This window comes from Gimesia aquarii, from assembly GCF_007748195.1.
GTDB lineage: Bacteria > Planctomycetota > Planctomycetia > Planctomycetales > Planctomycetaceae > Gimesia > Gimesia aquarii.
Map to the genome: position 1 here is coordinate 5,753,514 of NZ_CP037920.1, position 25,269 is coordinate 5,778,782.

The following is a 25,269-nucleotide window of genomic DNA, read 5'->3' on the forward strand; positions in this document are numbered from 1 at the left end:
ACATAGCCTCGGAAAGATTTTCCAAGGCTATGTATTTCATAATTTAATGCTGGCAAATTCAGGCGCCGCAAATCACTGAGGCACTGGCTTGACCACATGTTGTTGTGCTAATTTTTAAGAACAGCTTATTATTCGTTGCCAGTGGTTCATTTCGAACGACATTTAATGGACAATCAGGATCCGGTTCTTCGTAATTCAATGTGGCAGGAATGAGCCCCTGCTTCAAAGCTACCAGCGAACCACTGGCTTCAACGATTCCACAAGCAGAACCAGAATTTCCAAAATAGCTCTTAAGTGCCGTTACTGGAATTTCTGTTGCTTTGTCACCAAAGACATCCTGAATCGCCTGAAACTCATTCACATCAAAGACAGTGTCACCAAGACCATGAGCATTAATGTGTCCAATATCACCGGGCTGAACTCCAGATCTATTTAAAGCAGCTTTAATCGAGTTCGTAATAGCTGTTCTGACATCCGGCTCTCCACTCGGCTTAAGCACACAAGAGGCACCTGTTCCCAAAAGTTCACCCCAGATTTTTGCACCACGCTTTTCAGCATGTGATTTTTCTTCAAGCAGCAGTGAACAAGCGGCCTCGCCAACAACCTGCCCCGTCCGTCCCTTGTCAAACGGTCGAGATCGTTTTGAATACTCGGCTGGTGAATCTGCTAACTGGTCCCAGAACTTAGCATGAATCGACTTCACTTCATGCACACGCGTTCCTGTTACACCTGCAATCATGATATCAGCCCAACCACGTTCGATGACGCGTTGCGCTTCCCCAAGCACAAGGTTCCCAGAAGCTTCAGCCTGAGTGATCGAGTTATTGGGTCCACGAGCATCTATGATAATACCGATGTGGCAGGCCGGCATGTTGGGGAGGTATTTCAATAACCAGAGCGGCTCCATCTTAGGTAGTCCCTCAGCACCCCAATGATCATATTTGAACTCCGTCCCCTCAGTACTCGCCATACAGGCACCATAAAGTACAGATGGCGGGCTCAACATTAAGTTCGCCCCAAATTCAATCCCAAATCGCTCACTATCAATGGCACTTAGATCCAATTCAGAATCTTCCATTGCTAAATTTGCGGAAGCGACGCCCATTTGGATCTCACGGCACATCACCTTGATACTTTTTCTCTGCTTTTTAAGATACTGCTTCTTTGCAGAAGATTCGTTGAAATCAGAAACTTCGCCAACACCAATATCTGGCACTGCCAAGTAAGAGTACAATTCCGATTTTTTGATACCCGATTTTCCAGACAGCAAACTATCCTGAAAGGCTTCTACTCCGACCCCAACAGGACTGAGGATGCCCATTCCCGTTATCAGAATTCGTGGTTGTGCTTCTGTATTCATTTGAATCTCTTTAGAAAGTCCCGCTTACACTTCGCGTCAGCTATTTTTGATTAATGTACCATCATCGTAGAAAATAATTCTCTGCAGGCAAGACCCTGGCCTATTTCGGTACGAGAATCCACTGACCCATATATCATAGCTAAAAAAGTAGAATTTGTGGAGTTACCCCTTCGCTGTCTGACCTCCTGCCTGAACCCAAGAAAGCAGTAAGATCAAACATACATACACTATTCATAAATCTTCAAGCAACTGATGACATGGGATAGCTAAGACAATCGAGGCCTGATTTTCAACCCTGAAGCAATAACGAGATACAGAATAATTCGGGAAAACTCACCTTACTTGGAGAAGGTCTGAATACAACCGACATCAAGAATCATGCGATCACTGACTCAGCACACTTAAAAGCAATAGCCATCTATGGTGCGTTTTGAAGAACTAAACACGCATTATGACCGCCGAATCCAAAACTATTCTTCAATATTCGATTAATTTTCATCTCACGCGGCTCTTGAGGAATGTAGTCGAGATTACATTTTTCATCAGGTTCATCCAGGTTAACCGTAGGAGGAGCAGTCTGTTCTTGCAGAGCTTTGACAGCAACAACAAACTCAACCCCACCTGACGCACCTAATAAATGTCCTAGATGACCTTTGGTGCTGGAAACAGGCATCTTATTTACATGCGCGCCAAAAACAGTATTGATGGCTGCAGTTTCTGCAACATCGCCCAAAGGAGTACTTGTCCCGTGTGTATTGATGTAGTCGATATCTTCGTTATTGATACCAGCATCTCTAATCGCATTTTGCATAGCACGTCCTGCCCCACGACCTTCGGGATCAGGAGCCGTCATATGCGAACCATCAGCCGACATTCCATAACCTATGACTTCTGCCAAGATGGGAATACCACGCTTTTTGGCATGCTCATACTCTTCAAGCACAATAATGCCGGCCCCTTCGGCTATCACAAAACCGTCTCGATCACGATCAAAAGGACGGCTGGCAGACTGTGGATCATCATTACGAGTCGAAAGTGCATTCATGCGAGCAAAGCCCGAAAGCCCCATTGGCGTCACAGCCGCTTCGCTCCCCCCCGTTACCATAATATCAGCAACGTCATTTTGAATTAACTTAAATGCATCTCCAATCGCATTCGTAGCAGATGCACAAGCCGTAGCAACAGCGCTGTTCGGCCCTTTTAATTTATAAGTCACCGAAATATTACCACTGGCGGCATTGACCATTAGCTTGGGAATCATAAACGGCGAAACACGGGCTGGCCCCTGGTTATAAAGACGATCGTGCTGATTTTCGATTTCGTTCAGACCACCAATCCCACTCCCTACCAGAACGCCCCTACGATAGGGATCACCATCAAAATCTTCCAATTGTGCCTGTCGGTAAGCAATATGAGCGCCAACAAGACCGAATTGTACAAAACGATCAACACGTTTGAGATCTTTCGCTGTAAGATTGGTATATTCTGTAGCGTCAAAATCTTTAACTTCACCACCAAAGCGCACTTTGTAATCGGAACAATCAAAGCGTTCCACGGGACCAATTCCACTTTTACCCGCGCATATTTTGTCCCAAAACTCTGAGACATCTAAACCCAGAGCCGTTACAACAGACACCCCGGTAACAACGACTCTCCTGCGCATCCGAGAACACTTCCTACAATGAAAAGACAGGACTCTATTAAATCAAAACACTGGACGATAGAACTGATTGCCGCTGACTAGTTGGCTTTCTCAGTAATATATCCGACAACATCGCCTACCGTTTTAATTTTGTCATAATCATCATCCGGAATTGTGACATCAAACTCGTCTTCAAATTCCATAACGAGTTCAACGATGTCTAATGAGTCAGCCTTTAAGTCATCGATAAATTTGCTGTCTAGAGTAATATCTTCTTTTGGATGGCCCAGTTGTTCGCTAACGATACCAACCACTTTTTCTTCGATTGACACTCTTTTTCTCCTTCACCGTCTTAGTGATTTTTAATCTTAAGTATGGCTGGAAACATCTTTACCAAACCAACTTGGATGTATTCGCTAATAGCTGTAGCGATGATATATCCAGTTTCCTTAATTATGTAAACCTTAAAATGGGACAAGAATTATTAGTCTTGTCTACTCCACCAAAGTTATCTCATAATTTGAGTAAGGTTACATTTCCAGTCTGAGAACATACGATTTTAGGTTCTCTGGAATATTCTTTCAGTGATCGTTGTAAGTTGTTGTAGCACAAATCGATAGATTAGATCAAGCTCTGAGCCACTGGACAAAATATACGAAATAATATCTCTGCCCTCTGACGTGCAGTTCCGCAGACCAGTCACAGGAAATCATCCATCCGGTTCAGGAATCATTCACAGTTTCGCAGGCTATTTTCCGATTGATGCGTTTCATTAACCCCTTGAGGACCTTACCGGGACCAATTTCATAAAACTCATCGAAACCATTATCCAGCATCTTACGAATTGAGTCTTCCCACAAAACAGGGCTAATCACTTGTCTTATCAGCAATTCGCGTATTTCGTCTGGATCTTCATGAATTTCAGCATCCACATTTGAAATAACAGGAATTTCCGGCTTTTTAAGACCGACTCCTCCGAGTGCCTCAGATAACTGACTATCGGCAGGTTTCATAATTTCTGTATGAAATGCACCTGCGACTGCCAACGGGATCGCACGGCCCCCTTCTTGTTCGGCCAACTCGGCAGCCCGTTCACAGGCACTGTTTTCACCAGAAAGTACAATATTTCCGGGACACAGATAATTAGCAATCCAGATCTTTCCAGCAGAGGAAGCGGCTTTACAAATTTCAACCACCTTTTCTCGATCCAGTAGCAAAACACTCACCATTCCAGAAGGATTTGCATCTGCAGCTGCCTGCATCGCTTCACCGCGTCTTTGCACAACACGCAACCCATCTTCAAAAGTCATCGCACCAGCAAAGACCAGCGCAGTGTACTCCCCCAAACTTAGACCCGCTGCCATTTCACAAGCTAAGACTTTATCGGGAGAATCTGCCCGGAGCATTTCCAAAGCCGCAAGACTGGTCACAAACAAAGCAGGCTGGCTAACAACCGTTGAGTCCAGTTCTTCACTGGGACCTTCAAAGCAGAGTTTGGCTAAATCGTATTGAAGAATTTCAGCTGCACGATTAAAAAGTTCCAAAGCAGCCGGATACTTTTCGACAATTGTCTTGCCCATACCGACATGCTGAGCCCCCTGTCCGGGAAACAAAAAAGCGATTCTGCTCACTGGTCGATCCCTCTATATCTATACTGCTAAAAATCTATACTGCTAAAAATCTATACTGCTAAAAACATTAAGAATGTCGAGTTATGCTACTGGCTTTTGAGCCAGATGCTCGGCAATCTGTGAATTGATGCCACGGTCCTTAAATGTGGCACTCCCTTTCAAAGCATTCGAAATCGACTGAGCATCACTGGATCCATGACAAATAATACAAATACCGTCAATTCCCAGTAAAGGAGCCCCACCTGTTTCGTGGTAACGATATCGCTTCCCCATATCCATAAATGCCTGCTTGGCCTGATCACGTTCTGTATCGAGACTACCTAATATCTGCTTTGAAGCCTCTTGCATCAGAAAATCAGCCATCCCTTCACTGACTTTTAATACAACATTACCCACAAAACCTTCACAGATCAGAACGTCTGCTTCCCCTTGGTAGAGGCCTCGACCTTCAACGTTCCCGACAAAGTTGTCTTTCAGAGGTCCTTCACTCAGTAAACGATAGGTGCCACGGTAAAGATCATTTCCTTTACCATCTTCGCTTCCGATATTGATCAACCCGATCTTAGGAACTTCGACTCCCAGTACTTCGCGAGCGTAAATTTCACCCATGATCGCGTATTGATAGAGATGGGATGGACGCGCTGAAGGGTTCGCCCCCACATCCATTAGCACGGCATGACCGGCTATCGTAGGTAGGGTGACTGCAATTCCGGGTCGTTTTACGTCCTTCAAAAACAACCGCGTTTTCAAACCAGAAGCCACGACAGCCCCAGTATTTCCAGCACTGACGACGGCATCCACTTCGCGGGCTGCCATCATTTTCCAACAGATCGAAATAGAGCTGTCAGGTTTTTGACGCATCGCATCGGTGGGCTTTTCTTCCATGCCCACAACCTGACTCGCATGGGCTACCGACAAACGATCTCCGCAGTAACCGGAAGCTTCGATCTGAGAATCGATTTGATCCTGCGGTCCAACAAGCACTACATTCAGTGCAGGATCCGCCTGTAACGCTGCGATTGCGCCAGTAATATTAGGTTCGGGGGCGAAATCCCCCCCCATTGCATCCAGTGCAATCCGCATTGATGCTTAATCCTCAGTATCAACGATGGTACGCCCTTGATAGAAACCACAATGAGGGCAAATGGCATGTGAAGGTGACGCTGTTCCACATTGTGGACAGTATGTTGGTTTGGAAACCTTAATACTATTATGACTGCGTCTCTTACGAGAATTAGATTTCGACATCCGCCTTTTAGGAACTGCCATGAAAAAGACCGCCTTAAAACATCTGACTTAGCATAAACTATACGAGAAAAACAACTTACCGTAAACTACTGATCCTGTGAGCGCACGGAGATCTCTCTTACCAGCTTTTCTGACAGGAATCGAACATACTATGCAATTTTTAAAACAACTGTCAAGCTACAGGGGACGGAACAGTCGATATCAGAAGTGATATTTTTATATTGCGCAACAAGAATAAAACATCGGTACACATTCTTGAATGCAATTTCCTCAGAAAATCGAGAGTTATACATGATGGATCATTGTCTCAAACGCCTTGTTTTTCGGCAAATTTCACTCAATCTCACTATTTTAACGGTCTGTCTATGCTTGCTACAAAATGTGATGGCCCAGACAAATGGAAATCCTAATCCACAACCGATGACTCCGACAGAATTGCAGGCATTCGGCAAGCAGATCCAACAGACAGTACGTTCTCAGGACGCAGTGAAATTCCGTCAATTATTCGACTGGCAAACGTTTATTGACAGAACACTCGCTGAATTCGAGCAGAATCCAGCCGTCCAGCAATCCATGAAACCGATTCGCCAGCAATTACAAGCAACTTATGATGGAAAAAATCAGGGGATCGATACTGAGTTGTTGGCTGAAATTGCTAATGGAGCTGATTATCGCTTCTTAAGTATGAGAAAAGAGCAGAATCAGTACAAAGTCATTTTCCGCTTCCTTAGACCCGACTGGAGTTTGAATTACCATGCCTTGATTATTGAAAAACAACAGTCTGGCAAATTAAAGATTGTTGACATTGACAGCTTTTCTACCGGTGAACTGCTCTCGCAATCAATCAAATGGTCCTTAATGCCGGAAATCCAAAAAGCGCAATTAAGTGTTCAAAACAAACTCAATGCTGAGGAAAAAAGCCGTATTCAAGAGCAGAAGAAATTATACGACTTTCTAAGCCTCTCCTCAGAAAAAAGTGATCCCTTTCAGGCTTACCAGCAACTTGCTAAGCAGTATAAGGGAAGAAAAACTGTTTTGTTGAGACTGGCTCAAGATACCATCGAAAAAGAGAACCACAAAAAATATCTGCAAGTATTGAATGTGTTCCGTAAGTACCATCCGGGTGACTTAACTGTGGAACTGTTAAGTATCGATTATTTTATCTTAATGAGCGAATTTTCCTCAGCTTTGGAATGTCTCGATCGCTTAAATGCCTCAATCAAAACGGTCGATCCTTACCTTTACTCTTTACGAGCAGGAATTCTGATCGAAATGGGTGACATTGCCTTAGCAGGAAAATATGCGGGTAAAGCAAGTGAAATTGAACCAAACTTATTGCAACCCTATATGCATCTCATCAATATTTCCGTAGTGCAAAGCAACTTCGATCAAACCATCAAATATCTGGACATCTTGAAATCGAAATTTGGTTTTTCATATGAAGATCTCGATCTCAGTGAATTGGACAACTATACCAAATTTACGAATTCTACTCAGTTTAAAAAATGGAAAGCGAACCAAAAGTAATTGCAGGTTTGATCAGCTCATACAGGTAAATCATCTCGCCGTTGTTTGTTTCAATGTCGGTAAGACATTACACTGTTTGAGCGCCTGCAAAGGATAAAAGGTTCCACTATAAGTAATGAAATGCCAGCGGTCGGTGTTAAGTGACCTTGTCCACCAGCGTCCCGACTCACGTTGATTTTTCAGCAACCATTTAATGCCTTTTTGAATCCGTGGATCGTTGGCGGGCACACCATTTTCTCGTAAAACAAGAATCGCCAAACCCGTCTGATGCCCATCACTGGCTGGATTCTTCCAGGCATTAGCAGTTTTATCAAATTCGGCTTCTTCGCGTAACTTCTTTGCACGATTTCCTCGCCCCCAGGCTTCAGGGGCTGCAAAAGTACGAATGGACCAGCCCCCATCGGGCCGTTGATGCTGCATCACTATCTCGATCAATGCCTGTTTCTTCTCGTCACTGATCAAATCCGGATAGCGGGCCGCCGTCCATAAAAAAATCAGTCGGCCGTAATCGTGTGCTGGCTCCGTATTCTGTAAGTAAGCTTTAAGCCGCTCTACTCCAGACTGTAAAGTCTCGTCTTTTAAACCATCTAACCAGCCTGGCGCAGAGGAAAGTGCTCGCGCTGCGACAGTTGCTCCCTGAAAGTTGCTCGATTCAAAAGGGGGCCAGCAATCCGCATTGCCCCAACTCCCATCCTTTGCCTGCAGACTCAACATAAACCGTAAGGCTTCATCAGTCTGAGGTGAAAGCGCTTTGCTGACATGCCGATCCCACTCCGCTAATCCTGCTGCAATATAAGCCACCTGAGTTGGCCGAATTCCTTTTAGTAACTTTTCCCGATCCATGGTTTTCAATTTTCGTAGCTCCTTAACAAAGAAGTTACGACTTTCACTGGATGGCGGCCCTAATTCCCCACTCAACGCAGGCCTGGAAAACAGATACAGCCCGTTCGTGTGACAACTGACACACTTTCGCTGCTTCGTCCAGGCGAGCGCTCCCTGTTCGAGATAACGTTCCGCCAATTCAAGCGAAAATTCTTGACGAATCGGTTCATCGGCGCTCGCTTGTGGAATGGCAATGTTCTCATAGTGATACTGAAGTTTTTTACTTTTTTCAGGTGTTTGTGCCATCGTCAAAGACGAACTAACCAAAGTCAGTACAGCAAACGAGACGATTTTAAAATTGCTCATCAACCAGACTCCGTAAAAAGTTCAGACATGCTCTCAGAAGATTCCGCTCCACGTAATCAATCAGCATATCTACATATTTTGTCTTCCACCACTCAAAACAGCAAAATCACCCACGAATCTGCAGAGTTTGAAACCAATCAAAAAAAGTTTGGGGCTCTACTTATAATGAATACTTGGCACCTAAAGCTGCTCAAAGTTATCATATAAATATATAACCAGACAGTAGATGATTCTTGCCCCTCGTAATAGGAGTCGTGATGGATCTCAAATGGTTTATGGCTTCTTCTCCTGCTGCGGGCGCTTATGCAGGGATTCGAAAGTTAGATAACACCATCAAAAGTTTAGAACAAAGACTACTGAACCTGGAAAGGCAAAATTCAGAAAAAGAAATTATATAGTTTTGAGGGGAATCGAGTGACTCGATTCCCCTCAAAACAGAAGCTCAATTAATTTTCATCATTTACCAATCTCTCATAGACTTTGCTTAGAATTCACCCACAACCTGTCCATCGTCTCGAACAGCGAGGCGTTGAAACGTGGAATTGATGTCTTGAACGTGAGTTGCCACTGAAACAGTGCCTTTTTTGTAATCGATATTCTCGCTCAAAAAGTGGACCGATCCATCACAGAACACAAAATGGGCGCCCCCTACATGATTACTACTAAAACCGCGCACATCGTGTTCTCCCCCGACAATCGCGTTGATGCCATTGTAAGTCAGACCAATGGCAGCCAGCCCGTTCCCTTTTCTGGCATAGCTGCTACTTTGCGTATTATTCGAACCTGAGAACCCAATTACATTGGCTCCGCCAACTTTGTTTGCTGTTTTGTAGATATACGCTCTTTCGCCAGCAAGGAGCGTGTTACTCGTTCCATCGGTAATGTCACGGAAACGAATGTTCGAATTAGCGAAACCAGTTCCATGAGCGGGACCGTATTGAATCCGATAGACAGCAGGCGTCGTACTGTCCCAGGCGTTTGCCACCATGACATAATTCGAACGAGCAATCTGATAGACAGTAGTGCCATCAGTCACATTGAAATCATATCGATCAGAAGCCGATTCATAATCATTGAGATTGGGTCCCGGATCGGAAGGACAGAGAAAGACCGTCATCGGTTTTTGCAACGCTTGACGTACGGTGGCATTTGCTAAGTTTTGATCAAGGTTCACACTGCCCGTATTGAGTAAATTATAAAGCGGAGCCTGGTCCATGAAGGGTAAAACAAACGTTGCCCAGCCATAGATTCCCAGCTCTCCCATATTACAAGCAGGCCAGACACCTGTCGTATTGCAGGCTGTTTTTGTGATATAGCCTGGTGGAAACGTGTTATGCGCGGAGTGATAGTTGTGCATTGCCAAACCAATTTGCTTCATGTTGTTTTTACAAGACGACCTTCGTGCAGCCTCTCGCGCTTGTTGTACAGCGGGTAACAATAGTGCGATCAGAATGGCGATGATCGCAATGACCACTAATAACTCAATTAGAGTAAACCCACTTGATTTTTTCATTCGGCCTTTGTTCATAACGGCTCTCCTAAAAAAAGATCATAGAGAAACCCCAGGCGCGCATAGGGACAGGCTGATGACTCAATAATGAGATAACTTAACTAGACTTCATCTCAATATCGTATGTGTTATCACCTGGTTTCACATTAAGACTCAGTTCACTCCTGATGCCATATTTCACAGGGATCACTGGACCGGAGTCGTCGATACCCCATTCCACTCGGACGCTGCAGGGTCCGATTTTGACTCCTTTTTCATCAATCAGATAGAACGCTTCGTAAAACCCATCCGGGTTCGCTTTTGCAGTTGAGGGACGTCCTTTCTCGGGTTCGAAATATATCGTGACGTCAGGAAGCGGTTTTCCATCTAGGGTAATGGTTCCATGAACTCTGCCCAGTTCGGGCATATCTGGAGCACGGTCACTACAACCAACGCTCATTCCGACCATTATTGAGAGAGCAGCAAGCAACATCATACGTGTCATGGTTTCCCCTTCATACGATAGAGCCACGATTTCACTTTTGAAGTGAGCGAAAACAGCTGCGAGGCTCGATGGTTTTAAGAAATGCGGAAAACACCATCACTGTCTGTAGAACTCAGAACAACTCCAGTATCTGAGTTCTCCGCTGAAATAACAAGATGAATCTAAAGATTCGATCCTTTTTCACTTACAGATGGAAATAATTTTATATGAAAGGGAACTTACTCAAATCATATTTTTTTTAGCATAATCAGACTGTGCACGTTACCATACGAACTTCTCAATGGATTAATGGCTTAGCAGTTCGTATTCTGAGAAAAGGAAACCACGCAATGAAACATTTCACAAAACGTTTATTGGTAATCACACTCTTCAGCATCAGCACTACAATCGCCCTTGGACAAGACGCAACACAACCAAAACAGATTGAACCAATCACGATACAAAGCCAGGGACTGATAGTCATCGTCCCCAAATCTCGAGATAAGCTAATGGCATATAGCTATTTGACAAGTACCTGGAGTCAATCAGATATCTCGGTAGATGTCTCTGTAAAGATAAATCCAACAGTAGGTCGATCAATGGCAGCCTGCCAACTTGGTCAAGAAGTTCACGCCTACTCTGCAAAGTCAGCCGTCTGGGCAAAATTGAAACTATCACAAGATAATAAGATTCATTTTACGGTTGGTGATAATTTTGTGATGGTCTATGTCAAAGAAGTCAAAGAAAAGGAAATTTCGAAACTTTACATCTTCGGCGAACACTCAAAGGCATGGTCAGGGGTCGATCTCACCACTGGAGAAATGCTGCTGAATACACAGCAGAAACAATGATAGCCAAGCTTTATCATAAACAGAGATTGTCATCACCAGCTATTTGCATCCAGGAACATTGAATCAAAAAGCACCCTAAATCAGCCAAATACAATGGATTTACTTGATCGCCTGCTTCAACACGATGCGTGGACCACGCGGCATTTATTAGATGTCTGCGCGACACTCAATGATGCTCAGCTTGATCAGGAATTCGATATTGGTCATCGAACGCTGCGTGCGACACTGCATCACATCATCCACAACATGGAGGTCTGGACCTCATTGATGATGCAGGAAGAAATTCAGAGGCAATCGAACTTAACTATTCCGGGAATGACTCAGCGGCTCACTGTCGCTGAAGAGCGACTCGCAAACCTAGCACGAAAAGTTGCGAGAGATGAGGCATGGGACAAATTGTGGACAGACCAACTTGATGATCCACCACGAGACAAGGCCTATGGAACAAGCATCGCGCACATTATCACACATAGCATGCATCACCGTGCGCAAGTACTCTATATGTTAAGAGTCTCAGGTGTAAAACCACTTCCTGAGGGGGATGTCTTTAGCTGGGAAGCACAATGGAAATCTGATCTTGTAAAAAGTAACCATACCCCGTCAGGCGATTCTTGATCACATTGAGTAATCGATTTCCATTCAGAAACAGGTTCCGGTAACGTTTACTACTACAATCGTTGAAATCCTTCGAACCGCAAAGTCCGAACCTGAAATAGGTTGTCTACGAACCTTATCAAGTCAATCATCCCCGAAAAAAGGCCAAAAAATCACTCCATTTCTAGACACAGGGGGAGTACGATGTTGAAATGGGCATTATTCGAACTGGTTCCCGGAGTAAAAAGTGTCGAGCCCACCTAAACAACCTCAGATCAACAACTGGCCTGTCGCACGTAAGGTCCTGTGGGTGATCCTCTTTATCTGCGCGATGGCGGTGTTCGCCCCTGGTTACATTGCAGCCCTGAGACCGGCAGAGGGTCAAATCTTTGATTTTTTTAAGGAGTGGGCTTCTGTTAAAAATCGAGCGACTGGCATGCCTGTTTACTCAGACCAGCAGGTGGCGCTAAAAAAACACCTCAATCTCAAACTGACAGATTCGAACGGTTTTTTCGACCAGTACAATACTCACCCTCCGACAGCAAACTTAATCGCCATCCCGTTTACCTGGTTGACCTATCGCGATGCCCATCTAGCCTGGAACCTATTGTCACTTGGCATGCTTTGTCTCACATTGTACTGGATTGTAAAAGGTCTTGAGATTCAGATGACTGTCTGGTCGACAATCGCATTACTTACTTTGTTTCTGGCCTGTGACCCTCTTCAACAAAGCCTGATTCAGGGTCAGCCCAATCTGCTACTGACTCTACTGATCGTCGGCGCATGGAAAGCTGGCAATTCAGGAAGGCCTTTCGCTTCGGGAATGTGCCTGGGCTTAGCGACTGCCATCAAAATCTATCCAGCCTATTTATTTTTGTACTTCCTGGTTCGACGCGACTGGCGAGCCATCTCTGGAGGGGCCGTCTCCTTTGGTCTGATTACTCTGCTCACTACTGCGATCTTCGGGGTCGACACGTACAGCGATTACCTTACGGTCGCGTTACCTTCACTGGCCGATGTCACCAACAACTGGAGTAATGCATCCCTGCTTGCATTCTGGAAACGACTCTTCGAACACTCAGCAAACACCATACAACCCCTTGTGAATTCACCTACTTTATTACAAATTTCAGTCTGGTCGTCCTGGCTCGTGATGACAGGATTGGTAGTGGCGTCGATCTGGAAAACGCGGGCGGAAAAGTTCAGTGATCGGGGATACGCGATTACCATCACCGCCATGTTACTCATGACCCCGACCACCTGGCATCATTACTTTATTTTACTCGCTCTGCCAATTGGGTTACTGCTGGCATTATCGCAGCCACATACAGGAAAACGCTGGGTTGTGAATTTAGTCATCTTTGCTCTGGCCCTCAGTCCGCGTGTTGTCTGGGCACTCGCAATTCATTCTCAGAAGGCCGGCACACCGCAGGGAATTACTCCTTGGGAAAACGGTGGCATGGTGGCCCTTCCCTGGCAATCACTCACGGTACTTTCATATCAGTTTTATGCACTGTTAGTTATCATCGTACTCCTCTGGCCAAACAAAGCAAATCAAGCCGAAGAAACAATCGCATCTCAAGAACATTGATGCAAGAGCAAGAACTGCTAAGAGTCACTGCTTAATTTTCACAGAAACTTTACCACTATTATCAGCCAATTCATGCCAGGCATCTCGACAACGCAGAAAGAGCTTACCACTGACAGGTGCTGTGAAGCTGCCAGTCTCACCCAGCTCAAATTCATCGCTGAGTGTATACTCGCCCTCATCGTTTTCAGAGAGCACAATGCCTACTAACATACCGACCCCGTCCTCAGAGCCTTTTGCTGAACATGGCTCTGCTTCACTGTTCGTTTTCCACTCTCCTTCTGCCGAGAATTGATATTTCTGCCCTTGTTCTACTAAAGTTCGGGAGGGCTGCCAGCCTTTTCTGGCTTCGATTTTTGAAAGCAAACCACCAACGGTACTGGTTTTTCGAAATTTGGTTTTCCAGTTCCATTGACACAAATCGCAGCGGTATCCTTGATCGAAATGTTCAAGAAAAAACAAATATTCAAATGAGATTTCACGCGCCATAGAACCATAGGTCTGGTTAAACGAAACCGGCTTTTTCATCAACAACCCTAATCCCAGGGGACGAAAACGAGCGGAGTAATTTGGATTGGTTGCCAGCAGGTGACACAAGGCCCATCGCCAGCAGTAATTCTGCCAGGAATCACCTGAAATCGATTTCGAGTTGACAATCTCATTCAAGCTTTGGGGTTCACTGTTTTTAATATAGTTCAATACATAAGTGGGGCAGTCGACCGCAATCGGTTGTCCTTTTTTAGGAAGGGCCTTCCAGTTATGACCCATTTCTGCCATACCTTCGCTGTACCAGACTGGTCCTGTACGGCCAAAATTTTGGGTGCAATAGGCGTGTACTGCTTCGTGTTGAGGTGTTCCTCGATCCGCAGTCGCATATACAATCGCTTTGGCGGAGACAATCTGATTACCACGATAGGATGTGCGGCCCATCGTCACTCCACCACCATTGGCTACAGACTGTGCCCCACTGGGATGGAGGCTACCACGTGGCCAGTTAGAAAGGTCTTTAACAACATAACACTCGATTACCTTGCGATTTGGACTACCCCAGTAGGTTGAAATAATCTTCAACATTTTTTCCAGTCGTTCGAGCAAATCTTTCGCATCTGCTGGCTCTAAGTCGGTATGAATCAGAAAATTCTTAGATCGGTAATCAGCGGGAAGTTGGGCCTCTTGTGAAGCAGCTTTTTTATTTCCGCGACGTTTGCCTTGCGCATTGAGACTGTTAACGGATTCAGCGATAAGACAAAGAATAATGATAAAAGCCGTGGCTAAGAATATTTTTTTGTGACCTGCTATCACATTCACAGGCGGTGGTCCTTTCGTTTATTTCAGCCCGGCTTCGTTGATTCCTGAAAAACTCTGTTTTCATTCGTAATTTAATTCTAACACACCCCTCAAAGGATGCACATTAACTTCTTTAAACATAAGAGAACACATCCCAAACACTTGATATGTCCGCTCGAGCTCTTTACCCTAAAATGATGTAGTTTTTTAAGAAGATTTAGTTTTACTGCCATTTGCTCAAAAGTGAGGGGCTTCTCCATGAAATATCTAACGTATTATCGGTCTGGTTTGCTACTCGGTCTGATGATGATTACCCAATTGTCATACTCGAGTTATACATTTGCTGAAGATGTGACCTGGAAAGCGGGATCAGCCAGTGTCGTGATCACTCCTGAAAAAGACCTCTGGATGGCCGGATACGGTGGTCGTACAGCGCCTGCCGAAGGTAAATTACACGACCTCTGGCTCAAAGTCTTAGTGATTGAAGCCAGTAATGGCCATCGTGGCGTGATTGTCTCAACAGACACATTGGGAATTCCGCAATCAATCTATAACAATGTCTGTGCGGCACTCAAAGAGAAATTCGATCTCGACCGCAATCAGATTATGCTCAATAGCTCTCACACTCACTGCGGTCCTGTTTTGCGAGGGGCACTGCATGATATCTATCCCCTGAATGCAAATCATCTCAAAGACATTAATGAGTATTCCGACAAACTGGAACAAAAACTGGTCACTGCGGTGGGAACCGCCATTAAGAAACTTGAACCTGCCTCACTTTATTCAGGCGAAGGATTTACGAGTTTTGCAGTCAACCGTCGCACAAATAAAGAAGCAGAAGTCCCCAAACTTAGATTGGCTAATGAATTAAAGGGTCCAATTGACCATTCCGTTCCCATTTTAGCTGTGAAAGACAAAGCTGGGAAACTGAAAACTATCGTCTTTGGCTATGCCTGCCACAATACCACATTGAGTTTTCAGAAATGGTGCGGCGACTATGCCGGATTCGCTCAATACGATCTGGAAGCCATGTTTCCGGGAGTGACCGCAATGTTCTATATGGGTTGTGGCGCAGACCAGAACCCGCTTCCTCGCAGAACTGTGGATCTGGCACAGTCTTATGGTTCACGATTGGCTCATGCAGTGGCAGATGTTGTTCGTCTTCCAATGGTTGAACTGGATCCCGAATTGAAAACCGAGATTGAGATTATCGACATCAAATTAGGAGCTCATCTTACCAAATCAGAGTTAGAAAAAATTGCCTCTGGTAGCCCGAGTTCCTACAGAACCCGCTGGGGTTCAAGGTTACTCAAACAACTTAACTCCGGAAAACCGTTTATCAAGTCGTATCCATTTCCTGTTGAAGTCTGGAGACTCGGCAAGAAACAGCTCTGGATTGCCATCGGTGGTGAAGTCGTAATTGACTACGCACTCGCCATGAAAAAAGAATATGGTCCCGACACCTGGGTAACGGGTTATGCGAATGATGTGATGGCATACACGCCCTCACTGAGGGTCCTGAAAGAAGGAGGTTACGAAGGCAACACCTCCATGGCCGTTTATGGAATGCCTTCACATCGCTGGTCTGAAGAAATCGAAGATAAAATCGTCGAAAGTGTGCAACGACAAGTGAAAAAGATCCGCGATGGAAAATAAACCTTGCCCTCGTTAGAATAGAGTTTTTGTTCCAAAACTTCAGCGTGATCCACCAGCTTCTACAGATGTTTTATGTTTTTGGCAGTCCTGCCGTTTGTCGATCGGGATACGACTTCCTAGAATGCAGCATGTCCAAGGCATACAACAGATTAATCTAAACATAGGTCCCCTAAAGTGACCTGAAACCGTTCATAAATCAATTTAAATGTAGTACTGAGGAGATGATTAATGGCTTCCGGAAATCCTTTTGGCGCGGAAAGTCAATTAAAAACAGCAGACGGAGAACTGAGTTACTTCCGCCTGCAGAAACTGATTGATGATGGCATTGGTGAAATTGAAACTCTTCCGTATTCGATTCGTGTCTTACTTGAATCGTGCCTGCGAAATGTGGATGGATTCGTTGTCAATGAAGCCGATGTCAATAATCTGGCCAACTGGAGTGCTGAATCGCCGAACCCAGTAGAAATTCCATTTAAGCCTGGTCGTGTCGTATTACAAGATTTCACAGGTGTTCCCGCTGTCGTCGATCTGGCCGCTCTTAGAAGCGCCATGGTACGGCTCGGCGGTGATCCTCAAAAAATCAATCCACTTGTGCCATGCGACCTGGTGATCGACCACTCGGTTCAAGTCGATGAGTTTGCGACCCGGTTCTCACTGCAACACAATGTGGAAAAAGAATTCGAACGCAATCAGGAACGCTATCAGTTTCTCCGTTGGGGGCAACAGGCATTGAACAACTTCAGTGTCGTGCCTCCTGCAACCGGAATTGTGCATCAAGTTAACCTGGAATATCTGGCCAAAGTAGTACTCACTAAAGACGGAGTTGCCTATCCCGACAGTCTGGTCGGTACCGACAGCCATACGACAATGATCAACGGCCTGGGAGTTGTTGGTTGGGGAGTTGGTGGCATTGAAGCTGAAGCAGTAATGCTTGGCCAACCCATTTATATGCTGACACCAGAAGTTGTCGGCTTCAAACTCACAGGTGGACTTCCAGAAGGAGCCACCGCCACTGACCTGGTACTCAGAATCGTACAGATGTTGCGCGAGCACGGTGTTGTAGGCAAGTTTGTTGAATTTTACGGTCCTGGATTATCAAACATGAGTCTGGCCGACCGCGCTACCATTGCCAACATGGCACCGGAATACGGTGCCACAATCGGCTTCTTTCCCGTAGATGATGAAACACTGAATTACATGCGTCGTACCGGTCGAACTGAGGCCGAAGTCGATCTGGTAGATCGCTATTACAAAGCACAAGGTCTGTTCCGAACTGACAGTTCGCCCGAACCACGTTTCACAAGTGGCTTACAATTGGATCTTTCCACCGTTGAAGTGTCTCTCGCCGGACCGAAACGTCCACAGGACCGCATCGCCTTGACCGAAATGAAATCACAGTGGCACAGAGATCTGGGCGAAACATTCGGCAAATCTGATCCTTCGGAAACGAGTGTGGCTGTCGAATATGATAACCAGAATTTCAATCTCGAAGATGGGTCGGTTGTGATCGCCGCTATTACCAGTTGTACGAATACCAGTAATCCTTCAGTGATGATTGGTGCTGGATTGTTGGCAAAGAAAGCTGCTGAAAAAGGCCTTACACGAAAACCCTGGGTCAAAACCAGTTTGGCTCCTGGAAGCCGCGTCGTTACAGATTACCTGGAAAAATCGGGACTCACCCCCTACCTCGATCAACTTGGGTTTAATCTAGTTGGCTATGGTTGTACAACCTGCATTGGAAACAGTGGGCCACTTCCTCAGCCAATTTCCAAGGCCATCAACGAGAATGATATCGTCGCATCTGCCGTGCTTTCTGGGAACCGTAACTTTGAAGGTCGCATTAGCCCCGATGTTCGTGCAAACTATCTCGCCAGTCCTCCGCTGGTCGTTGCCTATGCTCTGGCAGGAACTACGGATATCGATTTGAGCACGGATCCTCTGGGACAAGATCAAGCAGGTAACGATGTCTTCCTGAAAGATCTCTGGCCCTCCCAGGCTGAAGTCAATGCGGCTATGGAATCTTCGATCACCCCGGAAATGTTCCGAGAACAGTATGGGAAAGCAACAGAAGGTTCTCCTGAATGGCAAGCCATCAATGGCGGTGATGGGGACATTTTTGCATGGGATGAAAAAAGCACCTACGTGCAGGAACCACCTTTCTTTGTTGATATGCCAACCACTCCTGCTCCCATCAGTTCGATCACGGGAGCGCGTGTACTCGTTTCTGTGGGAGACTCTGTAACCACCGATCATATTTCTCCCGCTGGAGCGATCAAAGCCGACTCACCCGCTGGTAAGTATCTTCAGGAAAATGGTGTCACTCCCCAAAATTTCAACAGCTACGGTAGCCGACGTGGCAATGACCGGGTGATGACACGCGGAACGTTTGCGAACATTCGTCTCAGTAACTTACTCGCCCCCGGAACCACCGGTGGTGTGACCACTTACCTTCCTACCGGCGATCAGACTTCGATTTACGAAGCGTCACTCAAATACAAAGAAGCAGGTAAACCTCTAATTGTGCTGGCCGGTGGTGATTATGGAATGGGTTCTTCACGCGACTGGGCTGCCAAAGGAACATTCCTGCTGGGTATCAAAGCAGTCATCGCCACCTCATTCGAGCGAATTCACCGATCCAATCTGGTCGGAATGGGTGTGCTGCCTTTGCAATTCCGTGATGGCGAAAGCCGTGAAGAACTGGGACTGGATGGAACAGAATCATTCGACATTGAACTGGATGACGATCTGAAGCCAGGTCAAGCCATTCGCGTAACCGCTACCAAAGCAGATGGGACTCAGGTTCTGTTTACCGCTCAGTGTCGTGTGGATACACCGGTGGAAGTCGAATACTACCGGAATGGCGGCATCCTGCATAAAGTACTCCGAGATCTGGCACAATCCTGATTCGTGATTTGATGAAACCTGTCTATGAAGTCGATCTGATCGTCGAGAAATACCTGAATGGTGCTCGCATTGATCGGTTTCTGAGTCGTCATTTCAGAAATTATTCGACATATCGTTTACAACGTATGGTGCAGGCTGGCTTTGCCAGAGTCAATGAGATACCTGCCCATCCACTGCAGCGCGTGTTTTGTGGGCAGCAAGTCAGCATTGCGCTTGTAGAGCCTCCAGACAAAACATATGAACCGGAACCGTTGCCGCTGGAAGTCCTGTTTGAAGACGCCTGGTTAATCATTATTAACAAACCTCCCGGAATCATTGCGCATCCGGCTGGTAAGATTTTATCAGGAACCGTTGCCAACGCACTCCAATTTTATTTGGATCATCAAACAGGAATTCGTAGCCTGTTAAGACCGGGCATTGTGCACCGCCTTGATCAATTTACCAGTGGTATCTTAATCGTGGCGAAAGAGCATGTGGCACATCGGAATCTTTCGATTCAGTTTCAGAAAAATCAAATCAGAAAATCGTATATCGCAATTGTACGAGGCAGCCCTCAACAGGATCAATTTGAAAACCGTTCTGCCATCGGGGAACACCCCACACAAGCGGGAGTCTGCATGTCTACACATCCACAGGCACTGCGTGCAAAATCGGCTTTGACAAAATTTGAAGTGCTAGAGCGTTTTCCACATTATTCGTTGCTACGGGCATTCCCGCAAACAGGTCGATTGCATCAAATTCGCGTTCATCTGGCGGATCTAGGATTTCCCATCATCGCCGATGATTTCTATGGAAACGATGAATCTCTCTCTACCGAACGGCAACTCATTACGAGACAAGCACTGCATGCCGAACAAATTGAGTTCACTCATCCCATCACGAATCTATGTATGAAAATAACCGCTGGAGCACCCGATGACTTTCACCAGACGCTCCAGCGGTTACGGAGTGCCTAGACCTCAATGGTTTCCTGTTCGTCCAGTTCAGTTTGCGATTTGTCCTCGGCGGATTGTTCGGCATTCGCTTTCGTGAGTCTGGCTTCTTCGAATAAACGATCCAAACTCATTTTTTCCAGCCCATCAAAGGCGGCTACTTTATAGCATTCCGCCATAGTGGGGTAATTAAAGACTGCATTGCGGAAGTACTCAATCGTACCACCAAATGACATCACAGTCTGGCCAATATGTACAATTTCTGTCGCAGACTCTCCGATGGCATGAATGCCAAGAATCCTCAATGTTTCGCGGTGAAAGAGAATTTTCAACATCCCTTCTGTATCACCTGAGATTTGTCCTCGCGCAATTTCCCGATAGCGGGCTGCCCCCACTTCGTAAGGAACATGTTCTTCGGTCAACTGTTGCTCAGTTTTCCCAATCATCGAAATTTCGGGAATGGTAAACAAACCATAAGGCATAATATCAAAGGCCTCAAATGGTTCATTAAACGCATTACAAACCACTCGTCTTCCCTGCTCCATCGAAACACTGGCAAGAGCAGGAAAACCGACAATATCGCCGGCCCCGTAGATGTGAGGGACCCAAGTCTGATGCTCCTCATTGCACCACAGTCGACCACGTTCATCTGGTTCCAACCCGGCTGCCTGGAAATTCAATTCGTCGGCATCGCCCACACGCCCCACTGTATATAATACAGAATCAGCTACGAGACGCTTTCCACTTTCTGTCTGGACGGCTGCCATTTTATCGGAGAATCGTTCGATCCCTACAACCTCTTCTCCCATACGGAAAACCATTCCTAAAGATCGGGCATGGTGAATCAACGCGTCAATGATTTCTTGATCGCAAAATTCGAGCAAGCGTTCTCGGCCATCTAAGACAGTCACTTCAACACCCAATGTAGCGAACATAATCGCATATTCGATCCCAATCACGCCACCACCAACAACAATCATTGAGCGGGGAATCTGCTTCAGATCGAGTATTTCGTCGGAATCAAAGATAGTTTTTCCATCAAAAGGAATGTGTGAAGGACGAGAAGGTTTTGTACCCGTCGCCACCAGAATATACTCCCCATACAATTTCTTTCGCCCCGTTTCGCAATCTACTTCCACGTCATGCGGACTGGCAAATCTGGCCTCACCTATGAATACTTCAACGCCATTTCGCTCTAATTGATCGTGTATCACATCCAATTCATTTTCAGCAACGCTGGCCAGCTTCAAGCGGAGATCCTGCATTGTGATGCGGCGTTTTTTGCGATACTGCTTGCTATAAACATCACGATGACGATATCCAGTGAGATACAGAATGGCTTCACGCATCGTTTTTGAAGGGATCGTGCCTTTATGCAAACAGACTCCCCCCATCCCACGAAAATTGCGTTCAATAATGGCTACCCGCTTCCCCAGCTTCGATGCGGCAATCGCCGCTTTATGCCCAGCTGGGCCACTTCCAATAATGACAAGATCGTATTTCATAGAACTATTCTCAATGTACATTTCTAACTTGACGGACCTGTTTCTTAAAGACGAGAGATCCATCCTCAAATGTCAATATAAGAAAACTGATTAGATTTTTTGCGTAAACAACAACCTTTCTCTTCGACAATGTGGCGAAGTAGAAAAGATATAAAGATTGAATCAATTCCTGAAACAAGCTATTTTGCGTATATCTTGACGGTTATACTATTTATGTTGCGTCTATAAGGACTGGTGCGCCAGGGATATTCCTCCCAAAAAGGATAAACTAAGAGTCAGCCACTCTTTCAATATCCCGTGTTATGATGACAAATTAAAGGAATCACTGATGAACTATCAGATCCGCAAAATCTGGAACGTCTCCGAGAGTGAACATACACCTGAAACGGTATTTCAGAATCGTAAAGCACATCGGCGGGAGTTTCTGAAAATGATGGGCTATGGTGTAGGAATCGCTGGTTTTTCAGATCTTCTTTCAGGTTGTCAACAAGCGACTGAGGAGGAAATTGAGAAAGCGGGTGCCGTTGCTCCACTGCCTGAGGCATTTCAATCGATCTATCCAGCCCCTCACAACCCCACTTTTAAGTATGGTCGCCCGGAGACGGTCCCCAAAGAGGCAGAAGAATTCACCAACTTTTATGAATTCACAGGTCCGACTACCAAAGAAGCCTGGAAGTACGTTGAGAATTTCATAACTACTCCCTGGTCAGTCAGTGTAGAGGGAGAATGTGAAAAACCTCGCACATTTGATATGGATGATTTTTATAAGGAAATGAAATTTGAAGAGCGTGCCTATCGTCATCGCTGTGTTGAAACATGGGCCATGTGCGTTCCCTGGACTGGATTCGCTCTTTCCCACTTATTGAAACTTGTAGAACCCAAGCCAACCGCAAAATTTGTGGCGTTCGAGACCTTCAACAAACCGAACGAAGCGCCCTATATGAAAGCAAATGGTACTGCATACTGGCCTTGGCCTTATACTGAAGGCTTGAGTATGGCTGAGGCCATGAACGAGCTTACGTTTATTGCAACCGGCCTGTATGGTAAACCACTACTCAAGCAGAATGGTGCCCCCATTCGTCTGGTTGTTCCCTGGAAATATGGGTTCAAGTCCGGTAAATCCATTGTCAAAATCAAGCTCACCTCCGAACAACCAGTTACTTTTTGGAATAGCGTCAACCCCGACGAATACGGGTTCGTGGCTAACGTCAATCCTGATGTTCCTCATCCTCGGTGGAGCCAGCGTACTGAGTGGATGCTGGGAACTGAAAAACGCTACGATACAAAGCTATATAACGGATATGGTGAGTATGTAAGTGGACTCTACACTGGTTAATAAACCACTGCACCATGGACTAAAATACTGATTAGTCGACGATAAACGCCAAAAAGTCTCTGATCTGAACATGACTCGAAAGTATTCATAAATTCAGATCGAAACAGAAATATGAATTTATTTTACCACACCCACAGAGCCTAAACACAAGCCTGAATACGTATTTCTCTCATCAAAATGCTACACGGAGTCACTTGACGCTCTAGAACTCTAAATGTTACGATCCAAAATGAATTCATTTCAGCCTGTTACTACTGAGAATCTGGATTACTACCAAGTTCAATCATGTGAAACTACTTCAGAGTCACTTCAAGGGGATTAATTATGGTTTTTTCAAGAGTAATCAAACTTATGAAACCAACTGTGTTTCTTTTGATTCTAACAAATACTTTTGATGCGATTGCTGAGGAACCAATTGCAAAATTTTCCGTTAAAGTTGATCTAGGTAAAGATGTTGGTCAGAGCTTCGGGACGTTATTTGAAGTTCGCAATAAAAAAAACCAGGTGATTGCAGGGGCTGGATTCCTTGATGTCTATAACACACGGTTTCGCAGTGACAGGCATACTTTACAGTTCTTCGTTCGTCCGGAACACAATGCCAGAAACTTTTCTGTCAAGCGGTTATCACATCCTGATTTAGACTGTGGAATCTATTTACTTGACCTGGATCAAAAACTTCAGGCCTGGAGCAGCGTCCGAAATAACTTAGTTCGCTTGTGGAACCCAGAGACTCAAACATGGTCTGACGCACCAATTCCTCAAACAGGACGCGTTCTTTCTGGTGATGGAATCATGCGCTTGGGAAATGGAATCCTTACTTTTACTTCCGGAAAGGTCGCATTCAATGATCGCGTGATTCTGACCCCACCTGAAAAGGGGAGGTATTATAATTTTTATTATGCGCTGGGACGGTTATTTTTCTATCACACCGATCGAAACGAGAAGAAAGGTTTCACAAAAATTTATGCCTGCCCGTGGACCAGCGATTCAAAAGAGCCGATCGATTTAAAGCAAGCCACTATCATGGATGCAAAATATGTAGGTGCCACACCCTTCGCCTGGGGGCAATACCGGGATGAAGTCCTTACAGTTTCGAACTATGGTGGCGTCTATGTTTTTAGTGATTCACGATGGAAGACTTTGGCTGAGGCACAAAAAGGAGTGAGTTTTCAAGTTTATTCGATGCTGAATTATCATGACCGATTACTGATGGCGCAATATCCCACCGGTGAACTTTTTGAATATCGTGGTCAAGAACTAAAGCGCTTAAAAGGATGGCCACCAAAATTACCAGGAGTCTCTTCATCTGCACGAGAAGCTCAGACCATGGCCATCTATCGGGGTGATCTGATCGTGGGGGTCTGGCCGTGGGCCGAAATCTGGCGATATAATCTTGATGATGAAAAGTGGCACTCAATGGGCAGACTGTTTTCTCATCCGGAACTCACCGACAAAACAACGCATCCCTACGAAGCCGAAGCCAAAAAATTTGGGTTGGTAGCCAATCATTGGGGACAACGTGTCACCGGCATGGTTCCATTGGGCAACGCGTTAATGCTCTCGACATCAACGAAGGGTACTTACCAATGGTTTGACAAATATAAATTTCTGACTGATGCCCAACGGCGTGAATACGGATCTGTAGTTGAACTTCACATGTCTGGAAATTTAGCAACACAGATCAAATGGAAAAATCGCCCCATCAAAATTGAATTCGTCGTTGAAAAGAATCGACTCATCATTCGCCAGGATAGTAAAAAAATCGCACAAACGGAGTTTAAAGTCAACAACCCCAATATTTTTCATGGAACTTCAATCAACTGGGGCCAAGGTGTTTTTGGAGATCTCAATGGTAAACTGAAGTCAAAAAAATCTACTGAAACAGCGAATTAAAGGGCTACCGGGACTCCACCTCATTCGTAGCAAAGTAAATTATCGCTGCCGGAAAGTCGAACGAATATCAAGTTCCCAAGCTCAATTGAAATGATCCCACATCAAACAACATCTATAAAAAAAAGCACAGGTGAAGTCATCTTCACCTGTGCTT

General features: G+C 45.4%; 21 protein-coding genes. 10 read left to right on the forward strand and 11 right to left on the reverse strand.

What is annotated here, in order from left to right:
* Positions 1-58 precede the first annotated feature (58 nt).
* From V144x_RS21940 to rpmF, 6 genes are all read right to left on the reverse strand, one after another.
* Positions 59-1,360, reverse strand: coding sequence for a beta-ketoacyl-[acyl-carrier-protein] synthase family protein (locus V144x_RS21940; RefSeq protein ID WP_144988186.1), 1,302 nt, complete (start codon positions 1,358-1,360; stop codon positions 59-61).
* Between the two features lie 418 nt (positions 1,361-1,778).
* Positions 1,779-3,023, reverse strand: coding sequence for a beta-ketoacyl-ACP synthase II (gene fabF, locus V144x_RS21945; protein WP_144988188.1), 1,245 nt, complete (start codon positions 3,021-3,023; stop codon positions 1,779-1,781).
* Between the two features lie 77 nt (positions 3,024-3,100).
* The gene (gene acpP, locus V144x_RS21950; protein WP_144988190.1) at positions 3,101-3,334 is read right to left on the reverse strand and encodes an acyl carrier protein; all 234 of its coding nucleotides are present in this window, start codon (positions 3,332-3,334) and stop codon (positions 3,101-3,103) included.
* A 390-nt stretch (positions 3,335-3,724) separates the two neighbouring features.
* Positions 3,725-4,633, reverse strand: a complete 909-nt coding sequence (gene fabD, locus V144x_RS21955; protein ID WP_144988192.1) for an ACP S-malonyltransferase — start codon at positions 4,631-4,633, stop codon at positions 3,725-3,727.
* An 81-nt stretch (positions 4,634-4,714) separates the two neighbouring features.
* Positions 4,715-5,716, reverse strand: coding sequence for a phosphate acyltransferase PlsX (gene plsX, locus V144x_RS21960; protein WP_144988194.1), 1,002 nt, complete (start codon positions 5,714-5,716; stop codon positions 4,715-4,717).
* 6 nt (positions 5,717-5,722) lie between these two features.
* Entirely contained in the window at positions 5,723-5,902 is a 180-nt protein-coding gene (gene rpmF, locus V144x_RS21965; protein WP_144988196.1) for a 50S ribosomal protein L32, read from the reverse strand.
* Between the two features lie 270 nt (positions 5,903-6,172).
* Here rpmF and V144x_RS21970 point away from each other — a divergent pair, with 270 nt between their 5' ends.
* Positions 6,173-7,408, forward strand: a complete 1,236-nt coding sequence (locus V144x_RS21970; RefSeq protein ID WP_144988198.1) for a tetratricopeptide repeat protein — start codon at positions 6,173-6,175, stop codon at positions 7,406-7,408.
* A gap of 30 nt (positions 7,409-7,438) precedes the next feature.
* On the opposite strand, the gene V144x_RS21975 is transcribed toward V144x_RS21970, so the two are convergent.
* Positions 7,439-8,596 carry a prenyltransferase/squalene oxidase repeat-containing protein gene (locus V144x_RS21975; RefSeq protein ID WP_144988200.1) on the reverse strand — a complete coding sequence of 386 codons (1,158 nt, stop codon included), beginning with the start codon at positions 8,594-8,596 and terminating at the stop codon, positions 7,439-7,441.
* 257 nt (positions 8,597-8,853) lie between these two features.
* Between V144x_RS21975 and V144x_RS28515 the strand changes: the two genes are divergently transcribed.
* Positions 8,854-8,994, forward strand: coding sequence for a hypothetical protein (locus tag V144x_RS28515; protein ID WP_197998578.1), 141 nt, complete (start codon positions 8,854-8,856; stop codon positions 8,992-8,994).
* 86 nt (positions 8,995-9,080) lie between these two features.
* On the opposite strand, the gene V144x_RS21980 is transcribed toward V144x_RS28515, so the two are convergent.
* A complete protein-coding gene (locus tag V144x_RS21980) occupies positions 9,081-10,124 on the reverse strand; it encodes a DUF1559 family PulG-like putative transporter (protein WP_144988202.1) in 1,044 nt (347 codons plus the stop codon).
* 79 nt (positions 10,125-10,203) lie between these two features.
* Complete coding sequence (locus V144x_RS21985) at positions 10,204-10,590, reverse strand: transthyretin-like family protein (RefSeq protein WP_144988204.1); 387 nt, start codon at positions 10,588-10,590, stop codon at positions 10,204-10,206.
* A gap of 329 nt (positions 10,591-10,919) precedes the next feature.
* Here V144x_RS21985 and V144x_RS21990 point away from each other — a divergent pair, with 329 nt between their 5' ends.
* From V144x_RS21990 to V144x_RS22000, 3 genes are all read left to right on the forward strand, one after another.
* Entirely contained in the window at positions 10,920-11,420 is a 501-nt protein-coding gene (locus V144x_RS21990; RefSeq protein ID WP_144988206.1) for a hypothetical protein, read from the forward strand.
* Positions 11,421-11,513: 93 nt separating this feature from the next.
* Positions 11,514-12,035: a DinB family protein gene (locus V144x_RS21995; protein ID WP_144988208.1), complete on the forward strand. Its 522-nt coding sequence runs from the start codon at positions 11,514-11,516 to the stop codon at positions 12,033-12,035.
* Positions 12,036-12,261: 226 nt separating this feature from the next.
* Complete coding sequence (locus V144x_RS22000; RefSeq protein WP_144988210.1) at positions 12,262-13,605, forward strand: glycosyltransferase family 87 protein; 1,344 nt, start codon at positions 12,262-12,264, stop codon at positions 13,603-13,605.
* 24 nt (positions 13,606-13,629) lie between these two features.
* On the opposite strand, the gene V144x_RS22005 is transcribed toward V144x_RS22000, so the two are convergent.
* A complete protein-coding gene (locus V144x_RS22005) occupies positions 13,630-14,910 on the reverse strand; it encodes a hypothetical protein (RefSeq protein WP_144988212.1) in 1,281 nt (426 codons plus the stop codon).
* 237 nt (positions 14,911-15,147) lie between these two features.
* On the opposite strand from V144x_RS22005, the gene V144x_RS22010 reads away from it, so the two are divergent.
* From V144x_RS22010 to V144x_RS22020, 3 genes are all read left to right on the forward strand, one after another.
* Positions 15,148-16,545: a neutral/alkaline non-lysosomal ceramidase N-terminal domain-containing protein gene (locus V144x_RS22010; RefSeq protein ID WP_144988214.1), complete on the forward strand. Its 1,398-nt coding sequence runs from the start codon at positions 15,148-15,150 to the stop codon at positions 16,543-16,545.
* Between the two features lie 228 nt (positions 16,546-16,773).
* Positions 16,774-19,449: an aconitate hydratase AcnA gene (gene acnA, locus V144x_RS22015; protein WP_144988216.1), complete on the forward strand. Its 2,676-nt coding sequence runs from the start codon at positions 16,774-16,776 to the stop codon at positions 19,447-19,449.
* An 11-nt stretch (positions 19,450-19,460) separates the two neighbouring features.
* On the forward strand, positions 19,461-20,405 hold the full coding sequence (locus V144x_RS22020) for an RluA family pseudouridine synthase (RefSeq protein WP_144988218.1): 945 nt from the start codon (positions 19,461-19,463) through the stop codon (positions 20,403-20,405).
* Here the strand turns inward: V144x_RS22020 and sthA are convergent.
* Positions 20,402-21,886, reverse strand: coding sequence for a Si-specific NAD(P)(+) transhydrogenase (gene sthA / locus V144x_RS22025; protein ID WP_144988220.1), 1,485 nt, complete (start codon positions 21,884-21,886; stop codon positions 20,402-20,404). The two genes, V144x_RS22020 and sthA, sit on opposite strands and share 4 nt — an antisense overlap.
* Before the next feature lie 328 nt (positions 21,887-22,214).
* Here sthA and msrP point away from each other — a divergent pair, with 328 nt between their 5' ends.
* The gene (msrP, locus tag V144x_RS22030; RefSeq protein ID WP_144988222.1) at positions 22,215-23,222 is read left to right on the forward strand and encodes a protein-methionine-sulfoxide reductase catalytic subunit MsrP; all 1,008 of its coding nucleotides are present in this window, start codon (positions 22,215-22,217) and stop codon (positions 23,220-23,222) included.
* Between the two features lie 351 nt (positions 23,223-23,573).
* Positions 23,574-25,115, forward strand: coding sequence for a hypothetical protein (locus V144x_RS22035; protein WP_144988224.1), 1,542 nt, complete (start codon positions 23,574-23,576; stop codon positions 25,113-25,115).
* The last annotated feature ends 154 nt before the right edge of the window (positions 25,116-25,269 follow it).